The following is a 22,430-nucleotide window of genomic DNA, read 5'->3' on the forward strand; positions in this document are numbered from 1 at the left end:
AGGGTGGCCCATGGACGACGACGACTGGCAACGGTTGATCGCCCAGCTCCGCAGGGGTGACTGCACCCCTTTTCTCGGGGCGGGAGCCTGTGCCGGAACGCTTCCCACCGGCTCCGCCCTGAGCAACCAGTACGCCCTGCACTACGGCTATCCGTTCGCCGACGTCCACAACCTCGCCCGCGTGATGCAGTACGGCGAGGCCGTGGTGCGGGATCCGGTGGATCTCAAGGAGACGGTCTGCAGACATCTGCGGTCGCACGGGAGTCCCGCCCCGGGCGATCCGGGGGAGCCGCACGGGCTGCTGGCCGGCTTCCCGGTGACGACGTTCCTCACGACGAACTACGACAACTTCCTGGCCGAGGCGTTGCGGGCGGAGGGCAAGGACCCGCACGTCGCCCTCTCCCCCTGGTGGGACACCGACCCCGCCGCCGCGCCGCCGCTGCCCGAGCCGACGGTGGAGCGGCCCCTGGTCTACCACCTGCACGGCAGCTGGTCGGAGCCCGCGTCGCTGGTGCTGACCGAGGCCGACTACCTGACCTACCTCGTCAACATGGTCGACGCCGTCGCGACCGACGGACGGCATCCGCTGCCGACCCCGGTCCTGCGGGCGCTGACCACGCGGCCCCTGCTCTTCGTCGGCTACAGCCTGCAGGACTGGACGTTCCGGGTGCTGTTCCACGGCCTGGCGCGCGGCACCCCCCGCAGCAACAAGCGGCGGCACGTGAGCGTGCAGCTGATGCCGCAGATCAACGGTTCCGCGCGCGACGCCGAGAGCAAGGCGAAACGCTACCTCACCCACTACCTCGACGGCTGGAACATCTCGATCTTCCTCGGGACCGCGTCGGAGTTCTGCACGGAGCTCCGGCGGAGAATGGGACGGACGACATGACGACCGCGACGCGCGCCGGCGACGGGACCGCCCGGCCGTACGTGGGGTTGCGCCCCTACGACCCGAGTGAGCACGCGCTGTTCTTCGGACGGGACCGCGAGGCCCGCGACGTGGCCACGATCTGGCAGGCCACCGGCCTGACCGTGCTGTTCGGGCCGTCCGGGGTCGGCAAGACGTCCCTTCTGCACGCGGGGGTCCTGCCCCGCCTCGAACCCGAGCGCGCCGACGTCCTTCCGGTCGCCCGCGTGTCGCCGCGCGGGATCACCTCGCTGCGCCCGAAGGTGTCCGGCAACCCCTACGTGCTGGCGCTGCTCTCGGCCTGGGCGCCGGAGCAGCCGCTGCCGGCGCTGGCCGGGCTCACGATCTCGGAGTTCCTGGCCCGGCGTCCGGAACGCACCGACAGGTACGGCGACCCGGTCCCCACCCTGGCGGCCGTCGACCAGGCGGAGGAACTGTTCGGCGGTCCGCTCGACCGCGAGGAGGAACGGGCCGCGCTCCTGCTCCAGCTGGCGGAGGCCGTACGGGACCATGACGGTCTCCACCTGCTGCTGTCCCTGCGCGAGGAGTACCTGGCCGCCGTCCTGCCGCACGAGCGCCCCCTGGGCCGTGGCTCGCGGGCCCGGTTCCACCTGTCACCCCTCACCCGTGCGGCGGCGCTGGACGCCACGACGAGGCCGCTGGAGCGCACCGGCCGGTTCTTCGCCCCGGGCGCCGCCGAGAGGCTCGTCGACGACCTGCGTACCGTCACGATCTCCAATGACGAGGGGCGGGAGACCACGCTGACGCTGAACACGGTCGAGCCGGTCCAGCTCCAGGTCGTCTGCTCGGCGCTGTGGGAGTCGCTGCCGCCCGCCTCGCGGGAGATCACCGTGGAGCACGTGAACCTGCACGTGAACGTCGACCGGTTCCTGGTCGGCTTCTGCGAGCGCATGCTGGGGCAGGTCGCGGACGAGTGCGGGGTGACCGCGGGCGAGATCCGGTCGTGGCTCCGCGACGTCTTCGTCACCGAGCACGGCACGCGCAACACCGTCTACGAGGGCCTGCACGAGACGGCCGGCATGCCGAACCACGTCGCCAAGGCGCTGGAGGACCGTCACGTCCTCCGGGGCGAGCACCGGCTGGGGGTCCGCTGGTACGAGCTGCAGCACGACCGCCTGATCGGCTCGGTGCGCCGGGCGCGGCCTCCGGCGACCTGCCTCGACGACGCGCGGGCGGCGCTGGCGCGGCGGAGCTGGGAGGCCGCGCGCCGGCTCGCCGAGGAGGCGATGCGTACCTCGGCGGTCGGCGAGACGTGGGTGCGGGCGGAGGCCCTGGTGGTCCTGGGAGAGGTCGCGGCGGCGCAGGGGGAGGCGGAGCTCGCCCGGAGCCGGTTCGAGGAGGCGGCGGAGTTGTTCGCGACGCTCCAGCGGTTCACCGGGGTGGCCGCCGCGCTGACCGCGGAGGGGCGGCTCTGGCTGGCGCAGGGCCGGTACACCACCGCGGTGGAGCGGCTGCGTGCCGCTCTGTCGTGGGTGCCCAACGACCTGTCCGCGCAGCTGGCGCTCGGGCAGGCGCTGTGGCATCTCGGGCAGCCGCGCGCCGCCCTCGCGCTTCTCAACGGTGCCGTGGCGCTCGCGGGCGAGCCTCCGGCCGAGGCGATCGCGCTGCGGGGCGAGATACTGGCCGACCTCGGGAGGGCCGGCGACGCCCTGCGGGACCTGGAGCGCGTGCGCGAGCACCAGCGGCCGGGCACGGTGGCCGCCCGCGCGCTGGCCCTGGCCCTGACGCAGCGGTTCGACGCCGCGGAGCAGGAGATCCTCGACGCGGTCGCCGGGGAGTCCGGCAGCGGGCCGGTCCTGCTGCGGGCCGCGCGCGTCCACGCCCTGCTCGGCCGGTCGTCCTCGGCGGTGGCCCTGGCCACCCGGGCGCTCGGCGCGGTCACTCCCGGGCTTCCACCGCATCTGCGGAAGCAGGCCGAGGAGCTTCTCCCGAAGACGGCGTGACATCCGCCCTGGCCGCCTCCCATATGTGCTCGAACTGGTCCACCCAGTAGGTGTACCAGCGCTCGTCCCGGCCGCGCGTCAGCTCCAGGTGCATGCGCGCGGAGGTCGACGGATTATGAAAACCGTGGACCTCCACGATGATTCTCCCCTTGGGGGTTTCCGGGTCGAAGAGCACCAGGCTGAATCCCGGGCTGTAGGCGAGAAGGCGGTAGTCGAATCGGCCCACGGTCTTCCAGCCGTTCATCAGCCGGAGGCGTTCCATCACGCTGTCCAGCGCGGCGGGAAGTCTCTGCACGGGAAACTCGATCGAATCGTCGAGCTGCCTGGACGCCTGCCGTACGGCCTCCTTCTCCTTGAAGTCGAGAACGACGATCCGGACGGCCCCTCCCTCGCGGGCGAGCACGGTGTTGCGCATGAGCTCGCAGGTCTGGGCCGAGAGCAGGTTGACCGCGGACGGCGCGAAGATCCGGACGTCCCGCACGTCGGCGAACGTCGACGCCAGCGGCGCCGTGTCGTACACCGACCGGTCGTGCAGGAGCTGGGAGGGCGTTTGCGGGGGGTCCGCCGGGAGGGTGATCCGGTAGATGAGAAGACCGACTCCGGACAGCAGCACGGCCCATCTGAGATTGTCGTTGAGCTCGTCGCTGAAGATTGACAGAAAGGCGAAGGCGAAGACGACGACCGTGAGGGCGTACGCGTCGATGTGCTGCCGAGCCTTGAAATCATTTCCGATTCGCCGCAGCCAACGCATGTCGACCCCCAGTCGTCGGGCGTTGTCAGCATTCTCATGCCCATTGTCGGGCATTCGGATCACACCGGCCATCGCGTTTCACGCGGTATACGTATCAATGTGATAAGCCCCGGTTACGGGAAACCGGGGCCGGGGCCTATGGTGCGGGACGGACGCCCGCCTACGCGGCGGCGCGGCGGCGCTGCCACAGGGCGTCGACGGCGAGGGCCCCGCCGCCGCTGAAGGCGATGGCCAGGGTGCCGGCGGCGAGGGCGAGGACGAACTCGTAGCCGCCCTTGTCCGCCGCGAAGCCGTTGGCGCCGTGGACGAAGACGATGGCGCCGAGCATGTCGATCACGAGCAGGGTGCCGAAGACGGGCAGGGCGGCGCCCAGGATGAGGGCGATGCCCCCGACGACCTCGAGGACGGCGACGGCCGGAGCGGCGACGCCCGCCAGCGGGATGCCCACCGACTCGAAGAACGCCGTGGTCTGGGCCAGCCCCATGGTCGCGAACTTCTGCCAGCCGTGGACCAAGAAGATCACGCCGAGGGCGATCCGCGCGAGCAGCAGGGCATACGGTCGCGCCTGGTCAAACATGGTGACTCCCTCTTGTCATTCGAATTTGCACCAAACCCTAGCGGATGGTTCAAATTTGAACAAACGATAGAATGTTCGGGTGAAGGACACGAGATGGCTCAGCGAGACCGAACTGGACGCATGGGTGGCCTACGTCACCGCCACACACCTGCTTGAGCGTCGCGTCGAGGAACAGCTGAAAGCCGCCTCCGGTCTGACCCATGCCCAGTACGAGATCCTGGCAAAACTGTCCCTCTCCCCCGCCAGGCGGATGCGGATGACCGAGCTGGCCCGCCAGGTCGTGGTGTCCAAGAGCGGGCTCACCTACCAGATCGGGCAGTTGGAGAAGAGAGGGCTCGTCGAGCGGACGACCTGCCCGTCGGACGACCGGGGTGTCCTCGCCGTGCTGACCGACGAGGGTGTGCGCTGCCTGGAGCGGACGGCGCCGGGGCACGTGGCCGTCGTCCGCGCCTTCCTGATCGACCAGCTCACCCCGGAGGAGGTCGAGACCATGAGACGCATCATGACGAAGGCCACCGCCGCGATGGAGTCGGCCTCCGGCCACGCGTTCCGCTCGGCGCCCCCGGCTCCGGGCGCCTGACATCCCGGGCGGCCGGGGACGCGGACAGCCCGGTGCGGCTCGCGCGGGGGCATGCCGCGCGAGCCGCACCGGCTCAGCGCCGCACCACCGGGTCAGGCGGGGGTGCAGCCGACCGAGGAGGGCGCCGCGTTGGCCCCGGTCCAGGTGCCGGTGAAGCCGAAGGAGGTCGAGGCGCCCGGGGAGAGGCTGCCGTTGTGGGAGACGTTCTTGACCGAGACGTTCGCCCCGCTCTGGGTGTGCAGGCCGTTCCAGAGCTGGTTGACGGTCTGCCCGCCGGGGAAGGACCACGCGGCCGTCCAGCCCGTGATCGCCGCGGCGCCGGTGCTCTTGACGGTCACCTCGGCCTGGAAGCCGCCCTGCCAGGAACTGACGATCTTGTAGGTCGCGGTGCAGGCCGCGCCGCCGGTCGGCGTGACCGTCGGGGTGGCCGTGGGCGTCACGGTCGGCGTCGGGGTGACGGTGGGCGGCGGGGCCGCCATGGCCAGGTCGTAGGCGCGCTGCGGCACGAACTGCCCGGCCGCGGCGATACAGCCGTCGGCCTCACCCGGCAGTTTGATCCAGAGATAGGCGTCGATCATGGAGTCGCCGGTGGCGTCGGTGCTCGGCGTGCCGATGGCCCGGCCGGACGGGTCGCACCACTCACTGCCCTGCGGGCCCTTGCCGTTGCGGCTGGTGTCGATCACCGCGCGGAGCCGGGAGACGCCGGTCGCGGAGATGACGCTCTTGGCGTACGCCACCTCGGTGGAGGTCCAGCGGTAGTTGGAGACGTTGAGGGAGATGCCGTCCGCGCTGCCCGCGACGTCGGCGGCGTTCAGGCGGGCGGCGGCCTCGGCGGCGGAGAGCCACCCGGAGTGCCCTATGTCGAAGTAGACCTTCGCCGCGGACGAGCCGGCCTTCAGCCTCTTGCCCGCGTACGCCATGGAGGCGTTGGTCTCCTGCTGCTGGGCGGAGCTCATGCAGTTGGTCATGATCGGGAGCACGTCGGGCTCCAGGATGATCGAGGCGGGACGGCCCTGGAGGCCCGCCGCGATCTCGTCGATCCACTGCCGGTAGGCCGTGTGGCTGGGCGCGCCGCCGGAGCTGGCACCACTGCAGTCCCGGTTGGGGATGTTGTAGACGACGAGGATCGGGATCTTGCCCGCGCTCGCCGCCGCTCCGACGAACGCCGACACCTCCCCGCGCACGGTGGAGGTGTTGGTGGCGGTGAACCAGCGGCCCTGGGGCACGGCGGCGATCCGGTCGCGGATGACCGGCGCCCGGGAGTCTCCCGGGTTGGCGGCGACCCACTTGGCCGCGTTGGTCTCCGGGTCGACGTAGAAGGGCGAATCGGCCGCGGAGGCGCCCGAGGCGGCGATGACCGCGACACCGGACGCGACCACCAGAGCCGCGCAGAGCGCGGCCGGAACTGACCTTCTTGGCATGGACGGGCTCCTTCGAGGGGGGCATGGGAGCGCTCCCACCATAGGCGGGCCGCTCGTTCCGCACGCAACCCCCGAACGCCCGCCCCTCGCTTCCGCCCACGCTGACCTGTGCGGACGCCCGCCCCACCCGGTGAAAGTTTCAGGACTCCCCCGCGTGTCCGGCCCGGACCTCGGCCCCGGTGGCGGGCACCGCGGAGACGGACCCGGCCGGCTCGCCGTGGCCGGAGCGGGCAGGGCACCGCCACGCGCGCTTCCCGCCCCGGGGAGCGCGCTCCCCGGGGCGGCCGGCCCGTACGGCCGCCCGGAGGCCAGCCGCGACGGGGCGGCCCGCGGCGGCCGCGGGCCGCCCCGCGTGCCTCCGCGCTCAGAGGCCGGACAGACCCAGCTCCCGGGCGATCAGCATGCGCTGGACCTCGCTGGTGCCCTCCCCGATCTCCAGGATCTTGGCGTCGCGGTAGAAGCGGCCGACCGGGTACTCGTTCATGAAGCCGTAGCCGCCGAAGATCTGGGTGGCGTCGCGGGCGTTGTCCATGGCGGCGTTGCTGGAGACGAGCTTGGCGATGGCCGCCTCCCTCTTGAAGGGCTCACCCGCCAGCATCTTCTCGGCCGCGTGGTAGTAGGCCAGGCGGGCGGTGTGGGCGCGGACCTCCATGTCGGCGATCTTGAACTGGATGGCCTGGTAGTGGCCGATGGGGTGGCCGAAGGCCCGGCGCTCGCGGACGTAGCGCAGGCACTCGTCCACGCAGCCCTGGGCCAGGCCGACCGAGAGGGCGGCGATCGCGATGCGGCCCTCGTCGAGGGTCTGCAGGAACTGCGCGTAGCCCCGGCCGCGCTCGCCGAGGAGGTTCCGTGCCGGGACGCGGCAGCCGTCGAAGGAGAGCTCGCGGGTGTCGGAGCAGTTCCAGCCGACCTTGGAGTACTTCTTGGAGACGGTGAACCCCGGCGTGCCGGCCGGCACCAGGATCGTGCTGATCTCCCTCTTGCCGCCGGCGCCCTCACCGGTGATCGCGGCCACGCCGACCACGCCGGTGATGTCGGTGCCGGAGTTGGTGATGAACGCCTTCGTGCCGTTGATCACCCACTCGTCCCCGTCCAGCACGGCGGTGGTCCGCATGCCGCCCGGCACGTCGGAGCCGCCGCCCGGCTCGGTGAGGCCGAAGGCGCCCAGCATCTCGCCCGAGGCCAGCCGGGGCAGCCACTCGGCGCGCTGCTCCGGCGTGCCGAACCGGTAGATCGGCATCGCGCCGAGCGAGACCGCGGCCTCCAGAGTGATCGACACGCTGGAGTCGACCCTGGCCAGTTCCTCCAGGGCCAGGCAGAGCGCGAAGTAGTCGCCGCCCATGCCGCCGTACTCCTCGGGGATCGGCAGCCCGAACAGGCCCATCGCGCCCATCTGCCGCACGATGTCGTAGGGGAACTGCTCGCGTTCGTAGAGGTCCCCGATGACCGGGGCCACGACGTCGCGGGCGAACGCCTCGACGGTCTTGCGCAGCTCTTCGTACTCGTCGGCGAGCTTGGGCATGGTCACTCCTTGACGTCTCGATCGGTCGCGCGGCGCGCCGGGCCCGCGCCCAGGGCCTGGACGACCCGGGAAGGGCTGGGGCGGCCGAGCTCGGCCGCCAGCCAGGTACTGGTCGCCACCAGCGATTCGAGGTCCAGGCCGGTCTCGACACCGAGACCGTGCAACATCCAGACCAGGTCCTCGGTGGCGAGGTTGCCGGTGGCGCTCTCGGCGTACGGGCAGCCGCCGATGCCGCCGGTGGAGGCGTCGACCACGGTCACACCCGCCCGCAGGGCGGCGAGGGTGTTGGCGAGCGCCTGGCCGTAGGTGTCGTGGAAGTGCACCGCGAGCCGGGACGGGTCGCCGAAGGCGTGGATCAGCGCGGCGACGTGGCCGGGTGTGCCGACGCCGATCGTGTCGCCGAGCGACAGCTCGAAGCAGCCGAGGTCGAGGAGCCTGCGTCCCACGGAGACGACCTGGCCGATCGGCGTCGGCCCCTCCCACGGGTCGCCGCAGCACATCGAGACGTACGCCCTGACCCTCAGGCCGTGGTCCAGCGCCCGCGCGACCACGGGTTCGAACATCTCGAACTGCGACTCCAGCGTGCGGTTCAGGTTCTTGCGCGCGAACGTCTCGGTGGCGCTGGCGAAGACCGCGATCTCCTCGACGCCGTGTTCGAGGGCCCGGTCGAGGCCGCGCTCGTTGGGCACGAGCACCGGGTAGCGCACGCCGGGGACCCGTTCCAGGCGCGTCAGCAGTTCCGCGGCGTCGGCGAGCTGGGGCACCCATTTCGGGTGCACGAAGCTGGTGGTCTCGATCACGCGGTGCCCGGCGGCGGCCAGCCGGGCGACGAACTCGGCCTTGACCTCGACGGGGACCACCGCGGCCTCGTTCTGCAGCCCGTCGCGCGGTCCGACCTCGTAGACCGTGACCCGCTCGGGCAGCCCCGCCGCGGCGACCGCGTACGGCTCGCGCATCACGCCTCCCCCTCCCGCCGGACCACGGCCAGCACGGCGTCCATGGCGACCGCCTGGCCGGCGCGGGCCGGCAGCTCGGCGATCACGCCCTCGATCGGCGCGGTCACGACGTGCTCCATCTTCATCGCCTCGACGATCAGCAGCGGCTGCCCCTCGGCGACCCGGTCCCCGGCCGCCGCCTTGACCACGAGGACGGTGCCGGGCATCGGGCTGCGGACGACCCCGTCCGCGAGGGCGCCCGCGCCCGCCCGGTCGGCGGGGTCGCCCAGGTGGTGGCGGGTGAGCGCCCAGGCGTGCCCGTCGCGGGCGAGCCAGACCGTGTCGCCGTCCCTGGCCGCGGCGTAGCGCCGGGTGGTCTCGCCGAGGGTGACCAGCAGGTCGTCGCCCTCGGCGGCGAGCCTGGCCCGGACGATCCCCCGCGGCGCGCCCGCGCCGGGGTGGCGGGCTCCGTCCGCGGGCGGGCCGGTCTCGGGAGCCCCGGAGACGGGCGGGCCGGTCTCGGGGAGGCGGACCTCGGCCCCGGAGGCGGGCAGACCGCGCACCCGCAGTTCGGCGACGCCGTCGCGGGTGTCCAGGCGGTAGACGGTCCACGCGGCCTCACCCAGGCGCCAGCCGTCGGGGACGTCCCACGGGTCGGCGGGGGCGGCGGGGACGTGCTCCTGGTGCAGGGCCAGGGCCGCGGCGGCGAGGACGTCGGCGGGGACGGGGCCGTGCGCGACGAGCTCGTCGAGGTGGCGCTCGACCAGGCCGGTGTCGAGGGCTCCGGCCAGCACGTCGGGGTGGTTGAGCAGGGCGCGCAGGAAGGCGACGTTGGTGGGGACGCCGAGCACGGCGGTGGCCGCGAGCGCGCCGTCGAGCCGCCGCAGGGCGCTCGCCCGGTCCGGCCCCCAGGCGATGATCTTCGACAGCATCGGGTCGTAGTCGCTGCCGACGGTGCCGCCGGCCAGCAGGCCGGAGTCGACGCGGACACCGGCGGGCTCGCGCAGGGCGAGCACCCGGCCGCCGGTCGGCAGGAATCCCCGGGAGGGATCCTCGGCGTAGACGCGGGCCTCGACGGCGTGACCGTCGAGACGCACCTCGTCCTGGGTCAGCGGGAGCGGCTCGCCGGCCGCCACCCGCAGCTGCAGCTCGACCAGGTCCAGGCCGGTGACCAGCTCGGTGACGGGGTGCTCGACCTGCAGGCGGGTGTTCATCTCCATGAAGTAGTAGTCGGCGGTGGAGCCCTGGACGATGAACTCGACCGTCCCGGCGCCGACGTAGCCGACGGATCTGGCCGCCTCGACCGCGGCGGCGCCCATGCCCGCCCGGGTGGCCGCGTCGAGCAGCGGGGAGGGGGCCTCCTCGACGATCTTCTGGTGCCGGCGCTGGAGGCTGCATTCGCGCTCGCCCAGATGGATGACGTTGCCGTGCGCGTCGGCCAGCACCTGGATCTCGATGTGCCGGGGGTTCTCCACGAACCGCTCGATCAGCAGGGTCGCGTCGCCGAACGCGGCGGCGGCCGTGCGGCGGGCGGACTCCAGCGCGTCCGGCAGCTCCGCGGCCGAGCGCACGAGCACCATGCCCTTGCCGCCGCCGCCCGCCGAAGGCTTGATCAGCGCGGGGAACCCGACGCGCCGGGCGGCCTCGACGAGATCGTCGCCGGGCTCGGCCCCGCCGGGGACGACGGGGACGCCGGCCGCGGCGACGGTGGCCTTGGCCCGGATCTTGTCGCCCATGGCCTCGACGGCCCCCGGCGGCGGGCCGACGAAGACCAGCCCGGCCTCGGCGCAGCGCCGGGCGAAGGCCGGGTTCTCGGCCAGGAAGCCGTAGCCGGGATGGACGGCCCGGGCGCCGGTGGCCGCCGCGGCGGCGAGGATGCCGTCGACGTCGAGGTAGCCGCCGGGGAGCCGCACCGCGACGTCGGCCTCCCGGGCGTGCCGCGCCCCGGCGTCGGCGTCGCTGTACACGGCGACGGAGCGGATGCCCAGCCTTCTGAGGGTGCGGGTGATCCGCAGGGCGATCTCGCCGCGGTTGGCGACGAGGACGGTGTCGAACATCCGGTGGGGTGCTGCCGAGTGGGTCATGGGTGCGGTCACATCCGGAAGACGCCGTAGCCGACGGGGTCGAGGGGGGCGTTGGCCGAGGCGGACAGGGCCAGGCCCAGGACGGTGCGGGTGTCGAGGGGGTCGATGACCCCGTCGTCCCAGAGGCGGGCGGTGGAGTAGTAGGGGTTTCCCTGCTCCTCGTACTGCCTGCGGATGGCGTCGGGGTCGGCGTCGCCCACCGTGGACAGCACGTTGGCGGCCTGCTCGCCGCCCATCACGGAGATCCGGGCGTTCGGCCACATCCACAGGAACCGGGGCGAGTACGCGCGCCCGGCCATGGCGTAGTTGCCCGCCCCGAACGAGCCTCCGATGACGACGGTGAGCTTGGGCACCCGGGCGCAGGCGACCGCGGTGACCATCTTCGCGCCGTGCTTGGCGATGCCGCCCGCCTCGTACGCCTTGCCGACCATGAACCCGCTGATGTTCTGCAGGAAGAGCAGCGGGGTGTTGCGGCGGTCGCACAGTTCGATGAAGTGCGCGCCCTTGAGCGCGGACTCGGCGAACAGGATGCCGTTGTTGGCGATGATCCCGACGGGGTGGCCGTGGATGCGGGCGAAGCCGGTGACGAGCGTGGGGCCGTACTCGGCCTTGAACTCCCCGAACCTGCTGCCGTCGACGATGCGGGCGATGATCTCGCGGACGTCGTACGGCGTGCGGGTGTCGGCGGGGACGATCCCGTAGAGGTCGCGGGGGTCGTGCGCGGGCTCCGCCGCGGGGGCGCGCTCCCACGGGCAGGGGGTGCGCGGCGCGAGAGTGGAGACGATGTCGCGGACGATCCGCAGCGCGTGCCGGTCGTCGTCGGCCAGGTGGTCGGTGACGCCGCTGACCCGGGCGTGCAGGTCGCCGCCGCCCAGCTCCTCGGCGCTGACCTCCTCGCCGGTCGCGGCCTTCACCAGCGGCGGGCCGCCGAGGAAGATCGTGCCCTGGTTGCGGACGATCACCGCCTCGTCGCTCATCGCCGGGACGTACGCGCCGCCCGCGGTGCAGGACCCGAGGACCGCGGCGATCTGCGGGATGCCGCGCGCCGACATGGTGGCCTGGTTGTAGAAGATCCGGCCGAAGTGCTCGCGGTCGGGGAAGACCTCGTCCTGCCGGGGCAGGAAGGCGCCGCCGGAGTCGACCAGGTAGATGCACGGCAGGTTGTTGTGGAGGGCGACCTCCTGGGCCCGTAGGTGCTTCTTGACGGTGATCGGGTAGTAGGTGCCGCCCTTGACGGTGGCGTCGTTGGCGACGACCACGCACTCGCGCCCGGAGACACGGCCGACACCGGTGATGATCCCGGCGGCGGGGGCCTCGTCCCCGTACATCCCGTTGGCGGCCAGCTGGGAGAGTTCCAGGAAGCGCGAGCCGGGGTCGAGCAGGGAGTCGACGCGGTCGCGGGGCAGCAGCTTGCCCCGGGAGACGTGACGGGCGCGCGACCTCTCCGGGCCGCCCAGCCCGGCGACGGCGACGCGCTCCCGGAGCTCCGCGGCCAGGCGCTCGTTGACCTCGGCGTTGCGCTTGAAGTCTTCGCCTCCCGGGTCGCAGGTGCTTCGCAGCACCGGCCAGCCACTCATGCGCGCCCCTCCCCCGGCCCCATCGCCGCTGGGTTAACGGTCACTAACTGCACCGCCGATGTTAGTCATCATTAACGCCACCGTCTACCATGCGAGGGTGACGACTGCCCAGACCTCTACCCGCAATCGCGGCTCACGGCGCGCGGAGATCCTGGACGCGGCCGCCGGACTGTTCGCGGCGCGCGGCTTCCACGGCGTCTCCATCGAGGACATCGGCGGCGCGGTCGGCACCTCGGGCCCCGCCCTCTACCGGCATTTCAGCGGCAAGGAGGCCCTGCTCGCGGAGATGCTGCTCGACGTCAGCGAGCGCCTGCACACCTCGGCGACGCGCCGGGTGACCGAGGCGCCCGACGCCGAGCACGCGCTGGACTCCCTGCTCCAGGGGCATGTCGAGTTCGCGCTCGACCACCCGGCGCTGATCACCGTGCACGACCGCGAGCTGGGCAGCGTCCCCGAGCCCGCCAGGCGGCGGATCCGCCGGCTGCAGCGGCTCTACGTCGAGGAGTGGGTGACCGTGCTGAGCGAGCTCTACCCCGGCTGCCCGCCGCCGCGCCTGCGCGCCGCGACGCACGCCGTCTTCGGGCTGCTCAACTCCACCCCGCACAGCGCGGACGAGCTGCCGCCCGCGACGATGGCCGAGCTACTGCGGAGCATGGCGCGCGCCGCGCTGGCCGCCGCCCAAAGTTAGCGACTGCTAACACGTCTCGAGCCGCGCCGATCGACCCGGCACCCCGGGCCGCGGCCGGTGGTCTCAGCGCGCGGCCGCGCCGGAGGCGTGCGGCGGGGTGGCCAGGACCGTGCACGGCGCCTCGCGCAGCAGCGCCTGGCAGACGGGGCCGACGGGGAGATCGGCCGGGTCGTCACTCTCCCGGCGCGGGATCACCAGCAGATCCGACCGGTCGGCCGCGTGGCGCAGCACCTCCAGGTGCGGGCTCGTCTCGACGGCGGTCTCCACCTGCACCTGGGGATACTTCTCCTCCCACACCGCGACGTTGGTGTTGAACCGTACGGCCGCCTCGCGGGTGTCCACGCAGTCCTCCGGGCAGAGGCAGATCGCCAGCAGCGACGCCTTGCGCAGCCTCGCCTCCTCGAAGGCGAGGCCGAGCTCGGCCGATTCCAGGCTCGCGTCCTGCACGCCGATCGCCACGCGGTCCGCGCGGGGATGGCCGGGCTCCCTGACGACGGCGACCGGGCAGCGGGAGTACGCGACGGCCTGGAGGGTGGCGGAGCCGATCCGCAGCTCGTCGAAGCCGCCCGCGCCGCGCGGACCGATGACGATCATCTCGGCGATGCCCGACGCGCCCACCAGGGCGGCCCCCGGCGACCCCTCCACCAGCCGGCCCCGCACCGGCCACCGGGGGGCCAGGTCGTGCGCCATGATCAACCCCATGTCCAGGACGTGCCGGCCCATGCGCTCCACGACGTCCGTGGCCTCGGGAGTGACGGAGAGCATGGGGTAGGGCGACTGCCAGGCGTGGCAGACGAGCAGCGGGATGAAGCGCAGGTGGGCCTCCTCGACGCCCCACCGCAGGGCCCGTCTGCTCTCCGGTGACCCGTCGAATCCGACCACCACCGGCTGTTCGTCGTCCTGTACGCGCATTGCGGCTCCTCTCCCGCGTCGCTCACCTCCATACTTCTCTGATCCATCCGCCGTGAAAGGTGGCCTTTCACAAGACTTTCCTTGTTTTACGGCTCGCGCCCGCAAAGACGCTTCCGCCGATCACGACACCGAGCGCCCCGCCGGGTGCCGGGCGGCAAATCCGAAACGTGCCATGACGGCCTGTCCGATAGTGCCGATCCGCTGACTCTGCGACATCAAAGCCGTCAAGGTTGAGGACGGGATCCATCGGGAGGGACATAATCGAGCTGTGGCGCGCGACACTGTTGAAACCCACTTCACCGAGGCCGTGACCGCCCTGTCCCCCGGGGCGCCGCGCGATCCCGCCCTGCCCGTACGGGAGGGCACGGGCCTCACCGGGAGCCGCTGCCGGGAGCTGTTCGAGTTCCAGCTCGGCAGCAGGCTCCTCGACGTCACCGCGCGCTGGCTGCGCGAGCAGGGCCAGGGCTTCTACACCATCGGCTCGGCCGGGCACGAGGGCAACGCCGCGATCGCCGCCGTGCTGCGCGCCACCGACCCCGCGCTGCTGCACTACCGTTCGGGCGCCTTCTACCTGACCCGGTCCGCCATGGCGGGCCGGCTGCCCGAGGAGGGGATGCGCGACGTGCTGCTCGGCCTGACCGCCGCGGCCGAGGAGCCGATCGCGGGCGGGCGGCACAAGGTCTTCGGCCACCCCGACCTGGCGGTGATCCCGCAGACCTCCACGATCGCCAGCCACCTGCCGCGCGCGGTGGGCGTGGCCTTCGCCATCGAGCGCGCCCGCCAGCTCGGCGTGCCGGGCCCGTGGCCGGCCGACGCCGTCGCGGTCTGCAGCTTCGGCGACGCCTCGGTCAACCACGCCAGTGCCCTGACGGGCCTCAACACCGCCGCCTACGGCTCCTACCAGGGGCTCGCGCTGCCGGTCCTGTTCGTCTGCGAGGACAACGGGCTCGGCATCAGCGTGCGCACCCCGAGCGGCTGGGTGGCGGCCTCCCACCACCCGCTGCTGCGATACTTCGAGGCCGACGGGTGCGACCTCGCCGAGGTGTACGACGCGGCGCTGGCCGCCGTGGCGCACGTCCGCGCGCACCGGTCCCCGGCCCTGCTGCACATCAGCACCGTCCGGCTGATGGGGCACGCGGGCTCCGACGTGGAGCTGTCCTACCGGACCAAGCGCGAGATCAACGCCGACCTGGAGCGCGACCCGCTCGTCGCGACCGCCCGGCTACTCGTCGAGGCCGGTCTGGTCACCCCGGACGAGCTGCTCCTCCGCTACGAGACGACCCGCGAGCACCTGTTCAAGATGGCCATGGAGAGCTCGCGGCGGCCCCGGCTGGTCTCCGCCGTCGACATCACGGAGCCGCTGGCCCCCCGCACCCCCCAGGCGGTCGCCGCGGCCAGCACGGCGGTCTCGTCCGACGCGCGGAGCCGGGCCTTCGGCGGGCGGCTTCCCGAGCAGGAAGGGCCGCTCACCCTCTCCCAGGCCATCAACCGCACCCTCACCGACGTCCTGGCCGCCCACCCCGACGTGCTGGTCTTCGGCGAGGACGTCGCGCGCAAGGGCGGCGTCTACGGGGTCACCCGGGGCCTGCAGAAGCGCTTCGGGCTGGGCCGGGTGTTCGACACCCACCTCGACGAGCAGGCCGTGCTCGGCCTGGCGCTCGGCTCGGGGGTCTCCGGCCTGCTGCCGGTGCCCGAGATCCAGTACCTGGCCTACCTGCACAACGCGCTCGACCAGATCCGCGGCGAGGCCGCGACGCTCTCGTTCTTCTCCCGCGGCGCCTTCCACAACCCGATGGTGGTGCGCGTGGCCTCCTATGCCTACCAGAAGGGCTTCGGCGGCCACTTCCACAACGACAACTCCGTTGCCGCGCTGCGCGACATTCCCGGCCTGGTGGTGGCCTCCCCGGCGCGGCCCGATGACGCCGCCTCGATGCTCCGCACCTGCCTGGCCGCCGCCCGCGTCGACGGCAGCGTCTGCGTCTTCCTGGAGCCCATCGCCCTGTACAACACCCGCGACATGTTCGAGGACGGCGACAACGGCTGGCTCGCGCCGTACGTCCCCCCGGCCCGCTGGGCGGAGACGCACATCCCGGTCGGGCGCGCCCGCAGCTACGGTGACGGCCGCGACCTGACCATCGTGACCTTCGGCAACGGGCTGCGGATGAGCCTGCGCGCCGCGGTCAGGCTCACCGCCGAGGGGCACAGCTGCCGGGTGCTGGACCTGCGCTGGCTCTCCCCCCTGCCGGTGGAAGACCTGATGCGCGCCGCGGAGCTCACCGGCAACGTGCTGATCGCCGACGAGACCCGCCGCACCGGGGGCGTCTCCGAGGGCATCGTCACCGAGCTGCTCGACGCCGGCTTCACCGGCAGGATCACCCGGGTGGCCTCGGCCGACAGTTTCATCCCGCTCGGTGAGGCGGCCAAGCACGTGCTGCTGTCGGAGGCCGAGATCGAGGCGGCCGCCCGCAAACTGCTCGGCTGACCGGGTCGAGCCGGGGCGGAGCCCGTTCGACGGCCGGGCCGGGCCGGGACAGAAACGGCTGCCGGTGGTGCCACGACCGGCCACCGGCGGTGACCCCCGGCTCGGGTCACCGGGCCGGAACGCGATGCCGGACCACTCCGTCGGGGTGCGGAGCCGGAACTCGCGAAACCCTGACGCGATCACCGCCGAACGTGTTCAATTGGCTCCGTTCCGTCACGGCCATGCCCTCGGCCGGCGGTAGTCCTCCCCTCCATCCCCCCGATCAGGAGGTAGCATGCCCGGCGTGGCGATCAGAACCACCGGTCAGCGCATCGCGGACCTGGAAGCCTGGGCCTTCAGGCACGATTCGGAGTTCGCCGGCCTCAAGGAGAGGCTGGACGATCTCCCCGCGGTCATCCGGGAGGAGGTCATGGCCTACACCTCCCCGATGTTCGAAGAGATCATGAACAGGATGGCCACCAAGGAGGACCTCGCCGCGCTCACCACCAAGGTCGACGGCCTGGAGAGCAAGGTCGACGGTCTGGAAGGCAAGGTCTCCACGCTGGACGCCAAAGTGGACGGCCTGGAGAGCAAGGTCTCCACGCTGGACACCAAAGTCGACGCTCTGGACGCCAAAGTGGACGGCCTGGAGAGCAAGGTCTCCTATCTGGAGAGCAAGGTCGACGGCCTGGACGCCAAGGTCGACAAGCTCGAAACCACCATGGACGCGCGTATGGGCGCGATGGAGCGTCGCATGGACTCCGTGGAGATCCGCATGGACTCCATGGACGGGAAACTCGACCTGATCCTGGCCAAGCTCACCTGACCGTCACCGGGAGGCGTCCCGGACCGCGTGGTCCATGGTCCGGGGCGCCTCCCGGTGTTCCGGCTCCGCCGCGCCGCCGGGGATCCGGTGCCGATGGCGGCGCGCTCTCCGTCCGGCGGGATCAGCGCGGTCGCGGCGGTGGGGCCGCCTTCCTTCGGCCCGCTGCGGGGCCGCGGCGTCTTCACCGCCTTCGGCGGCTTTCGGAGAGGACGCCTACCTCCGAGGCCGGAGCACCCGCCTTCGGAGTGAAGTGGATTTTCTGCCCATAACTATTTATTGCCCCTTTGATGGGAATGTTCTGTCGCTTCCGCAATAGCGGCCGGTGATACGGGCTGGGCAATCAGCGCTTGAAAGTCCACGGAATCCTGTTATTTCCTCATAGGCGCCATTATGATCACCGCTGTCAGGGTGGCGGCAATGCGGGAGGAGCGGCCTGTGTCCGGTCTGGAACAGGGCGGGAACCCGGCCGGAGGCCGGGGGGAACAGGCCCCGGCCGGCATCGACGCGGGCCGGCCGAACGTCGCGAGGGTCTACGACTTCATGCTCGGCGGCAAGGACAACTTCGCGGCCGACCGCGTGGTGGCCGAGATGGCGCTGAAGGTCGCCCCGGACGCCCCGGAGGCCGCGCGGGCCAACAGGGAGTTCCTGCGCCGGGTCGTGCGCCACCTGGTGGCCGATGCCGGGATCCGGCAGTTCGTCGACATCGGCTCGGGCCTTCCCACCCGGGGGAACGTGCACGAGATCGCGCAGCGGCTCGATCCGGAAACGCGGGTGGTCTACGTCGACCACGACCCGATGGTCCTGGTGCACGCTCGCGCGCTGCTGGCCAGGAACACCACCACCACGGTCGTCCAGGCCGACATCCGCCGCCCGGAGGAGATCCTCGCCCACCCCGACGTCCGGCGGCTCATCGATTTCTCCCAGCCGATCGGGCTGCTGCTCTTCTCGATCCTGCACCACCTGAACGACGACGAAGACCCGGAAGGCATCGCCGCCCGGCTGTGCGCGGCGCTGCCTCCGGGCAGCCATCTCGGGCTCTCCCACTTCCACAACCCCGGGGACGCCCGGCCGGAGATCGCCAGGCAGGCCGCCTCGGCGGAGAAGCTGTTCAACGAGCATCTGGGCACCGGGCGCTGGCGGAGCCACCAGGAGATCATGGCCTACTTCGGTGACATGGAGCTTCTCCAGCCCGGCCTCGTGCCGCTGCCGGAGTGGCGCCCCGGCCCCGACGACCACGCCGAGCCCGGCATCACCTACCACACCTATGTCGGCGGAGTGGCCCGTAAGCCGTGAGCGGGTGCGGGGACGGGCCGCTCCGGGGCGATCGCCCGAAGGTCTCACCCGGTCACCGGAAAACCCCTCATCCGTTCGGGGCCATGGTCTCCACCGCGGACAGCAGGAGATCGATGCCGAAGGAGTAGTAAGCATCGAGGTCAGGGGGATCTGAGAGGGTCGCGGCGAAGGCGGCCAGGTGGGGGTAACGACCGGGGGGCAGGCGTTCCAGGTCGAGGCGGTGCAGCCGCCTGAGCTCCGCGGCCTCCTCCTCGTCGCTTCCCGCGCCGCCGGGCTGGCAGGACACCATCGCCGCGGCCCCCAGGAGCAGGTAGGTGGCCACCTGATCGGCTTCCCGGAGCGTGAACCCGGCCTCGGTGAGCAGCCCGATCGCCGTGTCGGTGGCCCGGCGGTACTCCTCGGCCGCGCTCTTGTCGATCATCGGCAGCAGGGTGGACAGGTACGGGTGTGCGCGGGTCTGCTCCACCAGCGCGGTGACCATCGCGCGGAGACGCTGGTTCCAGGGCCGGTTCGGGTCCACATCGGCGACGAGCACCGCGAGCAGATGGTCGGCGAGCGCGGAAAGCAGCTCGTCCTTGTTCTTGACATGCCAGTACAGCGCCGTCGGCGTGACGCCGAGCTCGGCGGCGAGCCGGCGGATGGTAACCGCCTGGAGCCCGTCGGTGTCGGCGAGCTTCAACGCCCGCTCGATGACGGCCTGGCGGGTCAGTTTCTCCGGAGCCACTTGACAACTGTACGCGGCACAAGGTCTCCTGTACAGCGTTCATGTACATTGTTCATGTACAGCGTGCAGCTTTTGACGCCGGTCCCAGCGCTGCCGCGCCGCGCCCATCGGAAGGATGTGCACCGGGATGACAGTCCGCCACCCGTTGTTCGCGCGCCTTTACCCGCGCGTCAGCGATTACGAAGACGCCCACGGAGCGCTCGAACACCGCCGGGAACTGCTCGCCAGGACCGGCGGCCGCGTCCTGGAGATCGGAGCCGGACACGGCGCCAACTTCCGCCACTACCCGCCCACCGTGCGGCAGGTCATCGCCATCGAGCCCGAACCTCGGCTGCGTCTGCTGGCCGAACGCGCCGCCGCTCACGCCCCCGTCTCCGTGCAGGTCCGCGCGGGCCGCGCCGAGCACCTGCCCCTGCCCGACAACTCGGTCGATGCCGTCGTGGCCTCCCAGGTGCTGTGCTCGGTCCGCGATGTCCCCCGTTCCCTGGCCGAAGCGGCCCGCGTGCTGCGTCCCGGCGGTCGCCTGCACTTCTACGAGCACATCCGCTCACCGCGTCCGGGTTTCGCGCGGATGCAGCGGGCCCTGGACCTGCTCTGGCCGTTGCAGGGGGCGGGCTGCCACCTTGCACGCGACACCGAGCGGGCCATCGCCGACGCGGGATTCGTCATCGACAGGGCGCGGCACTTCGATTTCCTCATCGACGGCCGCACCGGACCCAGTTCTCCCCGCGTGATCGGGGCGGCGACGATCACATGAGGGCATCGGCCGGTCGTGATGCCGATGGACGGCATGGTGTACATCACGCCCCGCTCGCGGAGGAGGGCGCCGGTGTCACGGATGCTGTTGCGCAGTGCGTTGAATTGTTCGGCCAAGCCCTTTTGGCGGTCAGGTTGGCGGTCAGGCGAAGCGCTCGATCGTCACGGGGATCAGCCTCGCGTGCCGCATCATCGCCGTCAGTTCCCGCAAGAGCGATCCGACGGTGTTGTCGGACGAACCGCCCAAGCATGCGGTCAGATCGAGACACCAGGCCGTACCGGGGCCGATCCGGCGGAGATCCCAGGTGAGTACGTCGCGCCCCGCATGCATGCGAGCCGTACCGGCCACGCGGGCCATCGGATCGGCGGAGCGGTCGGCCGGCGCCATCTCCCAGACCGCCCGTAGACGCTGCAGACGTTCCGCGTCCAGGTCGCCGGCGAACAGGACGCGGTAGACCCGTCTTTCGCGGAACCCTTCGGGAACCTGTGGGGAACCGAGCAGCAGGGGGGCAGAGTCGTCCAGAGGCAGTCTGTCGTGGAAGCAGGTCCGCAGCGTCGCCTCGTCGGGTAGTGCGCCCCCGCCGAGTCGGCGGTAGACGGCTTCGGCGTCGTGGCGATGAACTGCGACAACCCGGTCACGTAGTGCCGGGTCGGTGCGCATGCCACGGCTGAACGCCGCCGAACTCCACCAGGCGCCGTCCGTCGCGGTCCACCCCGCGCTGTCCAGGCCGGTCGCCGTGTGGTCATCGGCGAGTACGAACTCCTCGATGACGATCCCGTCCGCCGGTGCCGACGGCCCACCGGCCTGTCCGGGCTCCGGCATGACCAGGTAGTAATCCAGCGGTGGCCGTGGCCCGTACGGACTGATGATCACTGTGTCTCCGGGCAGGCGTATGTCGGCGGTCATGCGGCGCGTTCCTCCCGGTGTCCGTTACCCGGCCCCGGACACCCCGGGGGCCGGTGGGCGGCGGTTCCGTGCGCGCGGCGCCGCCGCGGCGAGGATACTGAGCCCGCTGTCGCCACCGACTGTTCCGTTGTCGCTCAAGCCCTCAGACGAGCAGGCCCGAACGCGTTCGGCTGCGGGCATGACGAAGGGTATGGAAGATCGGTTTGTGACAACAGACCTCGACACCCTTCTCGCCGCGCTCTACGTCAAGATCGATGACTGGCTCGGCCATCCGCCCCGCGTCGGCCGCCCACCCGGGCGGACCGACGCCGAACCGCTCACCCTGGCCATCGCCCAGACCCTGCTCGGCATCCGCTCCGAGACCCGCTGAGCAGCTTCGCGCCTCGCCCGCCCGTCGGGCTCAGAGCCAGTCGCGGCGCTTGAAGACCAGGTACAGGGTGAGGCAGACCCCCGCCATCAGCAGGACCGCGAAGGGGTAGCCCCAGGTCCAGTGGATCTCGGGCATGACGTCGAAGTTCATGCCGTAGATGGTGCCGACGAGGGTGGGGGCGAACAGGATGGCGGCCCAGGCGGAGATGCGCTTGACCTCCTCGTTCTGGGCGTTGCTGGCCTCGGTGAGCCTGGTCATGTGCTCGTTCTGGGCCTGGGCGACCATGGTGGAGTTGACCACGAGGATGTCGTGGAGCATCTGGCGGAAGCCGCTCACCCGCTCGGCGACGGTGATCGCGTGGTCGGCGACGTCGCGCAGGTAGCGCCGGAGCTCCTCGTCGACGCCGTACTTGGGGGCGCCCGCGATCAGCCCTTCGATCATGCCCAGGAGCGGCTGGGTGGCCCGCTGGAACTCGATCACCTCGCGGGAGAGCTCGTAGATCCGGCGGGAGACGCCCGGCTCGTTGCCGAAGACCTGGACCTCGATCTCGTCGATGTCGTTCTGCAGGCCGGCGACGACGGGGGCGTAACCGTCCACGACCGCGTCGACGATGGCGTACAGCACCGCCTGCGGGCCCTGGGCGAGCAGGTCGGGGTCGTTCTCCATCCGGCGGCGGACCTGGGAGAGGTCGGGGGCCTCGCTGTGCCGTACGGTGATCACGAAGTTCTGGCCGACGAAGACGTGCAGTTCGCCGAAGTCGACCTCCTCGACGTCGTCGAGGTAGCGGGCGGGGCGGAGCACCACGAACAGCGTGTCGCCGTAGCGGTCGGCCTTGGGGCGCTGGTGGGCGACGATGGCGTCCTCGACCGCCAGCTCGTGCAGGTCGAACTCCTCGGCCACGTTGAGGATGACCGCGTCCTCGGGCCGGTAGAAGCCGATCCAGGCCATGCTGCCGGGGGTGTTCTTCAGGCAGTCGAAGGCCGCGGGCAGCGAGCCGGGGGTGGCGGTGCGCCGGCCGCCGACGTAGATGGCGTTGTCGATGACGCGCGACCGGGGCGGGGGCGGCTCGTCGTCCGCGGAGCGGGGGTCCATCGACCGCTCGGGCGAATCCTGCCCGCTGACGGGACGCCCACGCATGAGGCTGCGCAGCCCGCGCACTCGCCGATCGGTCACAC

General features: G+C 71.8%; 19 protein-coding genes and 1 pseudogene. 9 read left to right on the forward strand and 11 right to left on the reverse strand.

The features are described from left to right. The first annotated feature begins 10 nt into the window (after window positions 1–10). Together ABD841_RS11315 and ABD841_RS11320 are read left to right on the forward strand one after the other, a co-directional pair. Window positions 11–889: an SIR2 family NAD-dependent protein deacylase gene (locus tag ABD841_RS11315; RefSeq protein WP_344970416.1), complete on the forward strand. Its 879-nt coding sequence runs from the start codon at window positions 11–13 to the stop codon at window positions 887–889. Then, entirely contained in the window at window positions 886–2,871 is a 1,986-nt protein-coding gene (locus ABD841_RS11320; RefSeq protein WP_344970417.1) for an nSTAND1 domain-containing NTPase, read from the forward strand. Before ABD841_RS11315 ends, ABD841_RS11320 begins: the two co-directional genes overlap by 4 nt. On the opposite strand, the gene ABD841_RS11325 is transcribed toward ABD841_RS11320, so the two are convergent. Both ABD841_RS11325 and ABD841_RS11330 read right to left on the reverse strand, forming a co-directional pair. Further along, window positions 2,807–3,622 carry a hypothetical protein gene (locus ABD841_RS11325; RefSeq protein WP_344970419.1) on the reverse strand — a complete coding sequence of 272 codons (816 nt, stop codon included), beginning with the start codon at window positions 3,620–3,622 and terminating at the stop codon, window positions 2,807–2,809. The two genes, ABD841_RS11320 and ABD841_RS11325, sit on opposite strands and share 65 nt — an antisense overlap. A gap of 160 nt (window positions 3,623–3,782) precedes the next feature. After that, window positions 3,783–4,199 carry a DoxX family protein gene (locus ABD841_RS11330; protein ID WP_344970420.1) on the reverse strand — a complete coding sequence of 139 codons (417 nt, stop codon included), beginning with the start codon at window positions 4,197–4,199 and terminating at the stop codon, window positions 3,783–3,785. Between the two features lie 79 nt (window positions 4,200–4,278). On the opposite strand from ABD841_RS11330, the gene ABD841_RS11335 reads away from it, so the two are divergent. Beyond that, window positions 4,279–4,779 (forward strand): MarR family winged helix-turn-helix transcriptional regulator, encoded by a 501-nt coding sequence (locus ABD841_RS11335; RefSeq protein WP_344970422.1) that lies wholly within the window; start codon window positions 4,279–4,281, stop codon window positions 4,777–4,779. 92 nt (window positions 4,780–4,871) lie between these two features. Here ABD841_RS11335 and ABD841_RS11340 read toward each other — a convergent pair whose 3' ends face one another. The 5 genes from ABD841_RS11340 to ABD841_RS11360 form a co-directional block, all read right to left on the reverse strand. Beyond that, window positions 4,872–6,200 (reverse strand): glycoside hydrolase family 6 protein, encoded by a 1,329-nt coding sequence (locus ABD841_RS11340; protein ID WP_344970423.1) that lies wholly within the window; start codon window positions 6,198–6,200, stop codon window positions 4,872–4,874. Between the two features lie 364 nt (window positions 6,201–6,564). Next, on the reverse strand, window positions 6,565–7,722 hold the full coding sequence (locus ABD841_RS11345) for an acyl-CoA dehydrogenase family protein (protein WP_425581974.1): 1,158 nt from the start codon (window positions 7,720–7,722) through the stop codon (window positions 6,565–6,567). A gap of 2 nt (window positions 7,723–7,724) precedes the next feature. Continuing rightward, window positions 7,725–8,678: a hydroxymethylglutaryl-CoA lyase gene (locus tag ABD841_RS11350; RefSeq protein WP_344970427.1), complete on the reverse strand. Its 954-nt coding sequence runs from the start codon at window positions 8,676–8,678 to the stop codon at window positions 7,725–7,727. Continuing rightward, window positions 8,678–10,714, reverse strand: a complete 2,037-nt coding sequence (locus ABD841_RS11355) for an acetyl/propionyl/methylcrotonyl-CoA carboxylase subunit alpha (protein WP_344970491.1) — start codon at window positions 10,712–10,714, stop codon at window positions 8,678–8,680. Before ABD841_RS11355 ends, ABD841_RS11350 begins: the two co-directional genes overlap by 1 nt. A gap of 35 nt (window positions 10,715–10,749) precedes the next feature. Further along, window positions 10,750–12,318 (reverse strand): carboxyl transferase domain-containing protein, encoded by a 1,569-nt coding sequence (locus ABD841_RS11360; protein WP_344970429.1) that lies wholly within the window; start codon window positions 12,316–12,318, stop codon window positions 10,750–10,752. Between the two features lie 58 nt (window positions 12,319–12,376). Here ABD841_RS11360 and ABD841_RS11365 point away from each other — a divergent pair, with 58 nt between their 5' ends. Then, complete coding sequence (locus ABD841_RS11365) at window positions 12,377–13,006, forward strand: SACE_7040 family transcriptional regulator (protein WP_344970430.1); 630 nt, start codon at window positions 12,377–12,379, stop codon at window positions 13,004–13,006. 63 nt (window positions 13,007–13,069) lie between these two features. Here the strand turns inward: ABD841_RS11365 and ABD841_RS11370 are convergent, their stop codons facing one another. Then, the gene (locus tag ABD841_RS11370; RefSeq protein ID WP_344970432.1) at window positions 13,070–13,918 is read right to left on the reverse strand and encodes a universal stress protein; all 849 of its coding nucleotides are present in this window, start codon (window positions 13,916–13,918) and stop codon (window positions 13,070–13,072) included. Window positions 13,919–14,186: 268 nt separating this feature from the next. On the opposite strand from ABD841_RS11370, the gene ABD841_RS11375 reads away from it, so the two are divergent. The 3 genes from ABD841_RS11375 (at window position 14,187) to ABD841_RS11385 (ending at window position 18,498) form a co-directional block, all read left to right on the forward strand. Further along, window positions 14,187–16,400 (forward strand): thiamine pyrophosphate-dependent enzyme, encoded by a 2,214-nt coding sequence (locus ABD841_RS11375; RefSeq protein WP_344970434.1) that lies wholly within the window; start codon window positions 14,187–14,189, stop codon window positions 16,398–16,400. A 283-nt stretch (window positions 16,401–16,683) separates the two neighbouring features. Continuing rightward, window positions 16,684–17,205 carry a hypothetical protein gene (locus ABD841_RS11380; protein ID WP_344970436.1) on the forward strand — a complete coding sequence of 174 codons (522 nt, stop codon included), beginning with the start codon at window positions 16,684–16,686 and terminating at the stop codon, window positions 17,203–17,205. A gap of 435 nt (window positions 17,206–17,640) precedes the next feature. Then, entirely contained in the window at window positions 17,641–18,498 is an 858-nt protein-coding gene (locus ABD841_RS11385) for an SAM-dependent methyltransferase (protein WP_344970437.1), read from the forward strand. A gap of 67 nt (window positions 18,499–18,565) precedes the next feature. Here ABD841_RS11385 and ABD841_RS11390 read toward each other — a convergent pair whose 3' ends face one another. Next, on the reverse strand, window positions 18,566–19,222 hold the full coding sequence (locus tag ABD841_RS11390; RefSeq protein WP_344970439.1) for a TetR family transcriptional regulator: 657 nt from the start codon (window positions 19,220–19,222) through the stop codon (window positions 18,566–18,568). A 127-nt stretch (window positions 19,223–19,349) separates the two neighbouring features. On the opposite strand from ABD841_RS11390, the gene ABD841_RS11395 reads away from it, so the two are divergent. Further along, a complete protein-coding gene (locus ABD841_RS11395; protein WP_344970441.1) occupies window positions 19,350–19,979 on the forward strand; it encodes a class I SAM-dependent methyltransferase in 630 nt (209 codons plus the stop codon). 141 nt (window positions 19,980–20,120) lie between these two features. On the opposite strand, the gene ABD841_RS11400 is transcribed toward ABD841_RS11395, so the two are convergent. Continuing rightward, window positions 20,121–20,885 (reverse strand): hypothetical protein, encoded by a 765-nt coding sequence (locus tag ABD841_RS11400; RefSeq protein WP_344970442.1) that lies wholly within the window; start codon window positions 20,883–20,885, stop codon window positions 20,121–20,123. A gap of 205 nt (window positions 20,886–21,090) precedes the next feature. Between ABD841_RS11400 and ABD841_RS11405 the strand changes: the two are divergent. Next, window positions 21,091–21,252 (forward strand): annotated as a pseudogene (locus tag ABD841_RS11405) (IS982 family transposase); the annotation flags it as partial. Between the two features lie 33 nt (window positions 21,253–21,285). Here the strand turns inward: ABD841_RS11405 and ABD841_RS11410 are convergent. Beyond that, on the reverse strand, window positions 21,286–22,428 hold the full coding sequence (locus ABD841_RS11410) for a magnesium and cobalt transport protein CorA (RefSeq protein WP_344970446.1): 1,143 nt from the start codon (window positions 22,426–22,428) through the stop codon (window positions 21,286–21,288). Window positions 22,429–22,430: the final 2 nt, after the last annotated feature.

It is taken from the genome of Streptosporangium fragile (assembly GCF_039534445.1).
In the GTDB taxonomy this organism is placed as follows: domain Bacteria; phylum Actinomycetota; class Actinomycetes; order Streptosporangiales; family Streptosporangiaceae; genus Streptosporangium; species Streptosporangium fragile.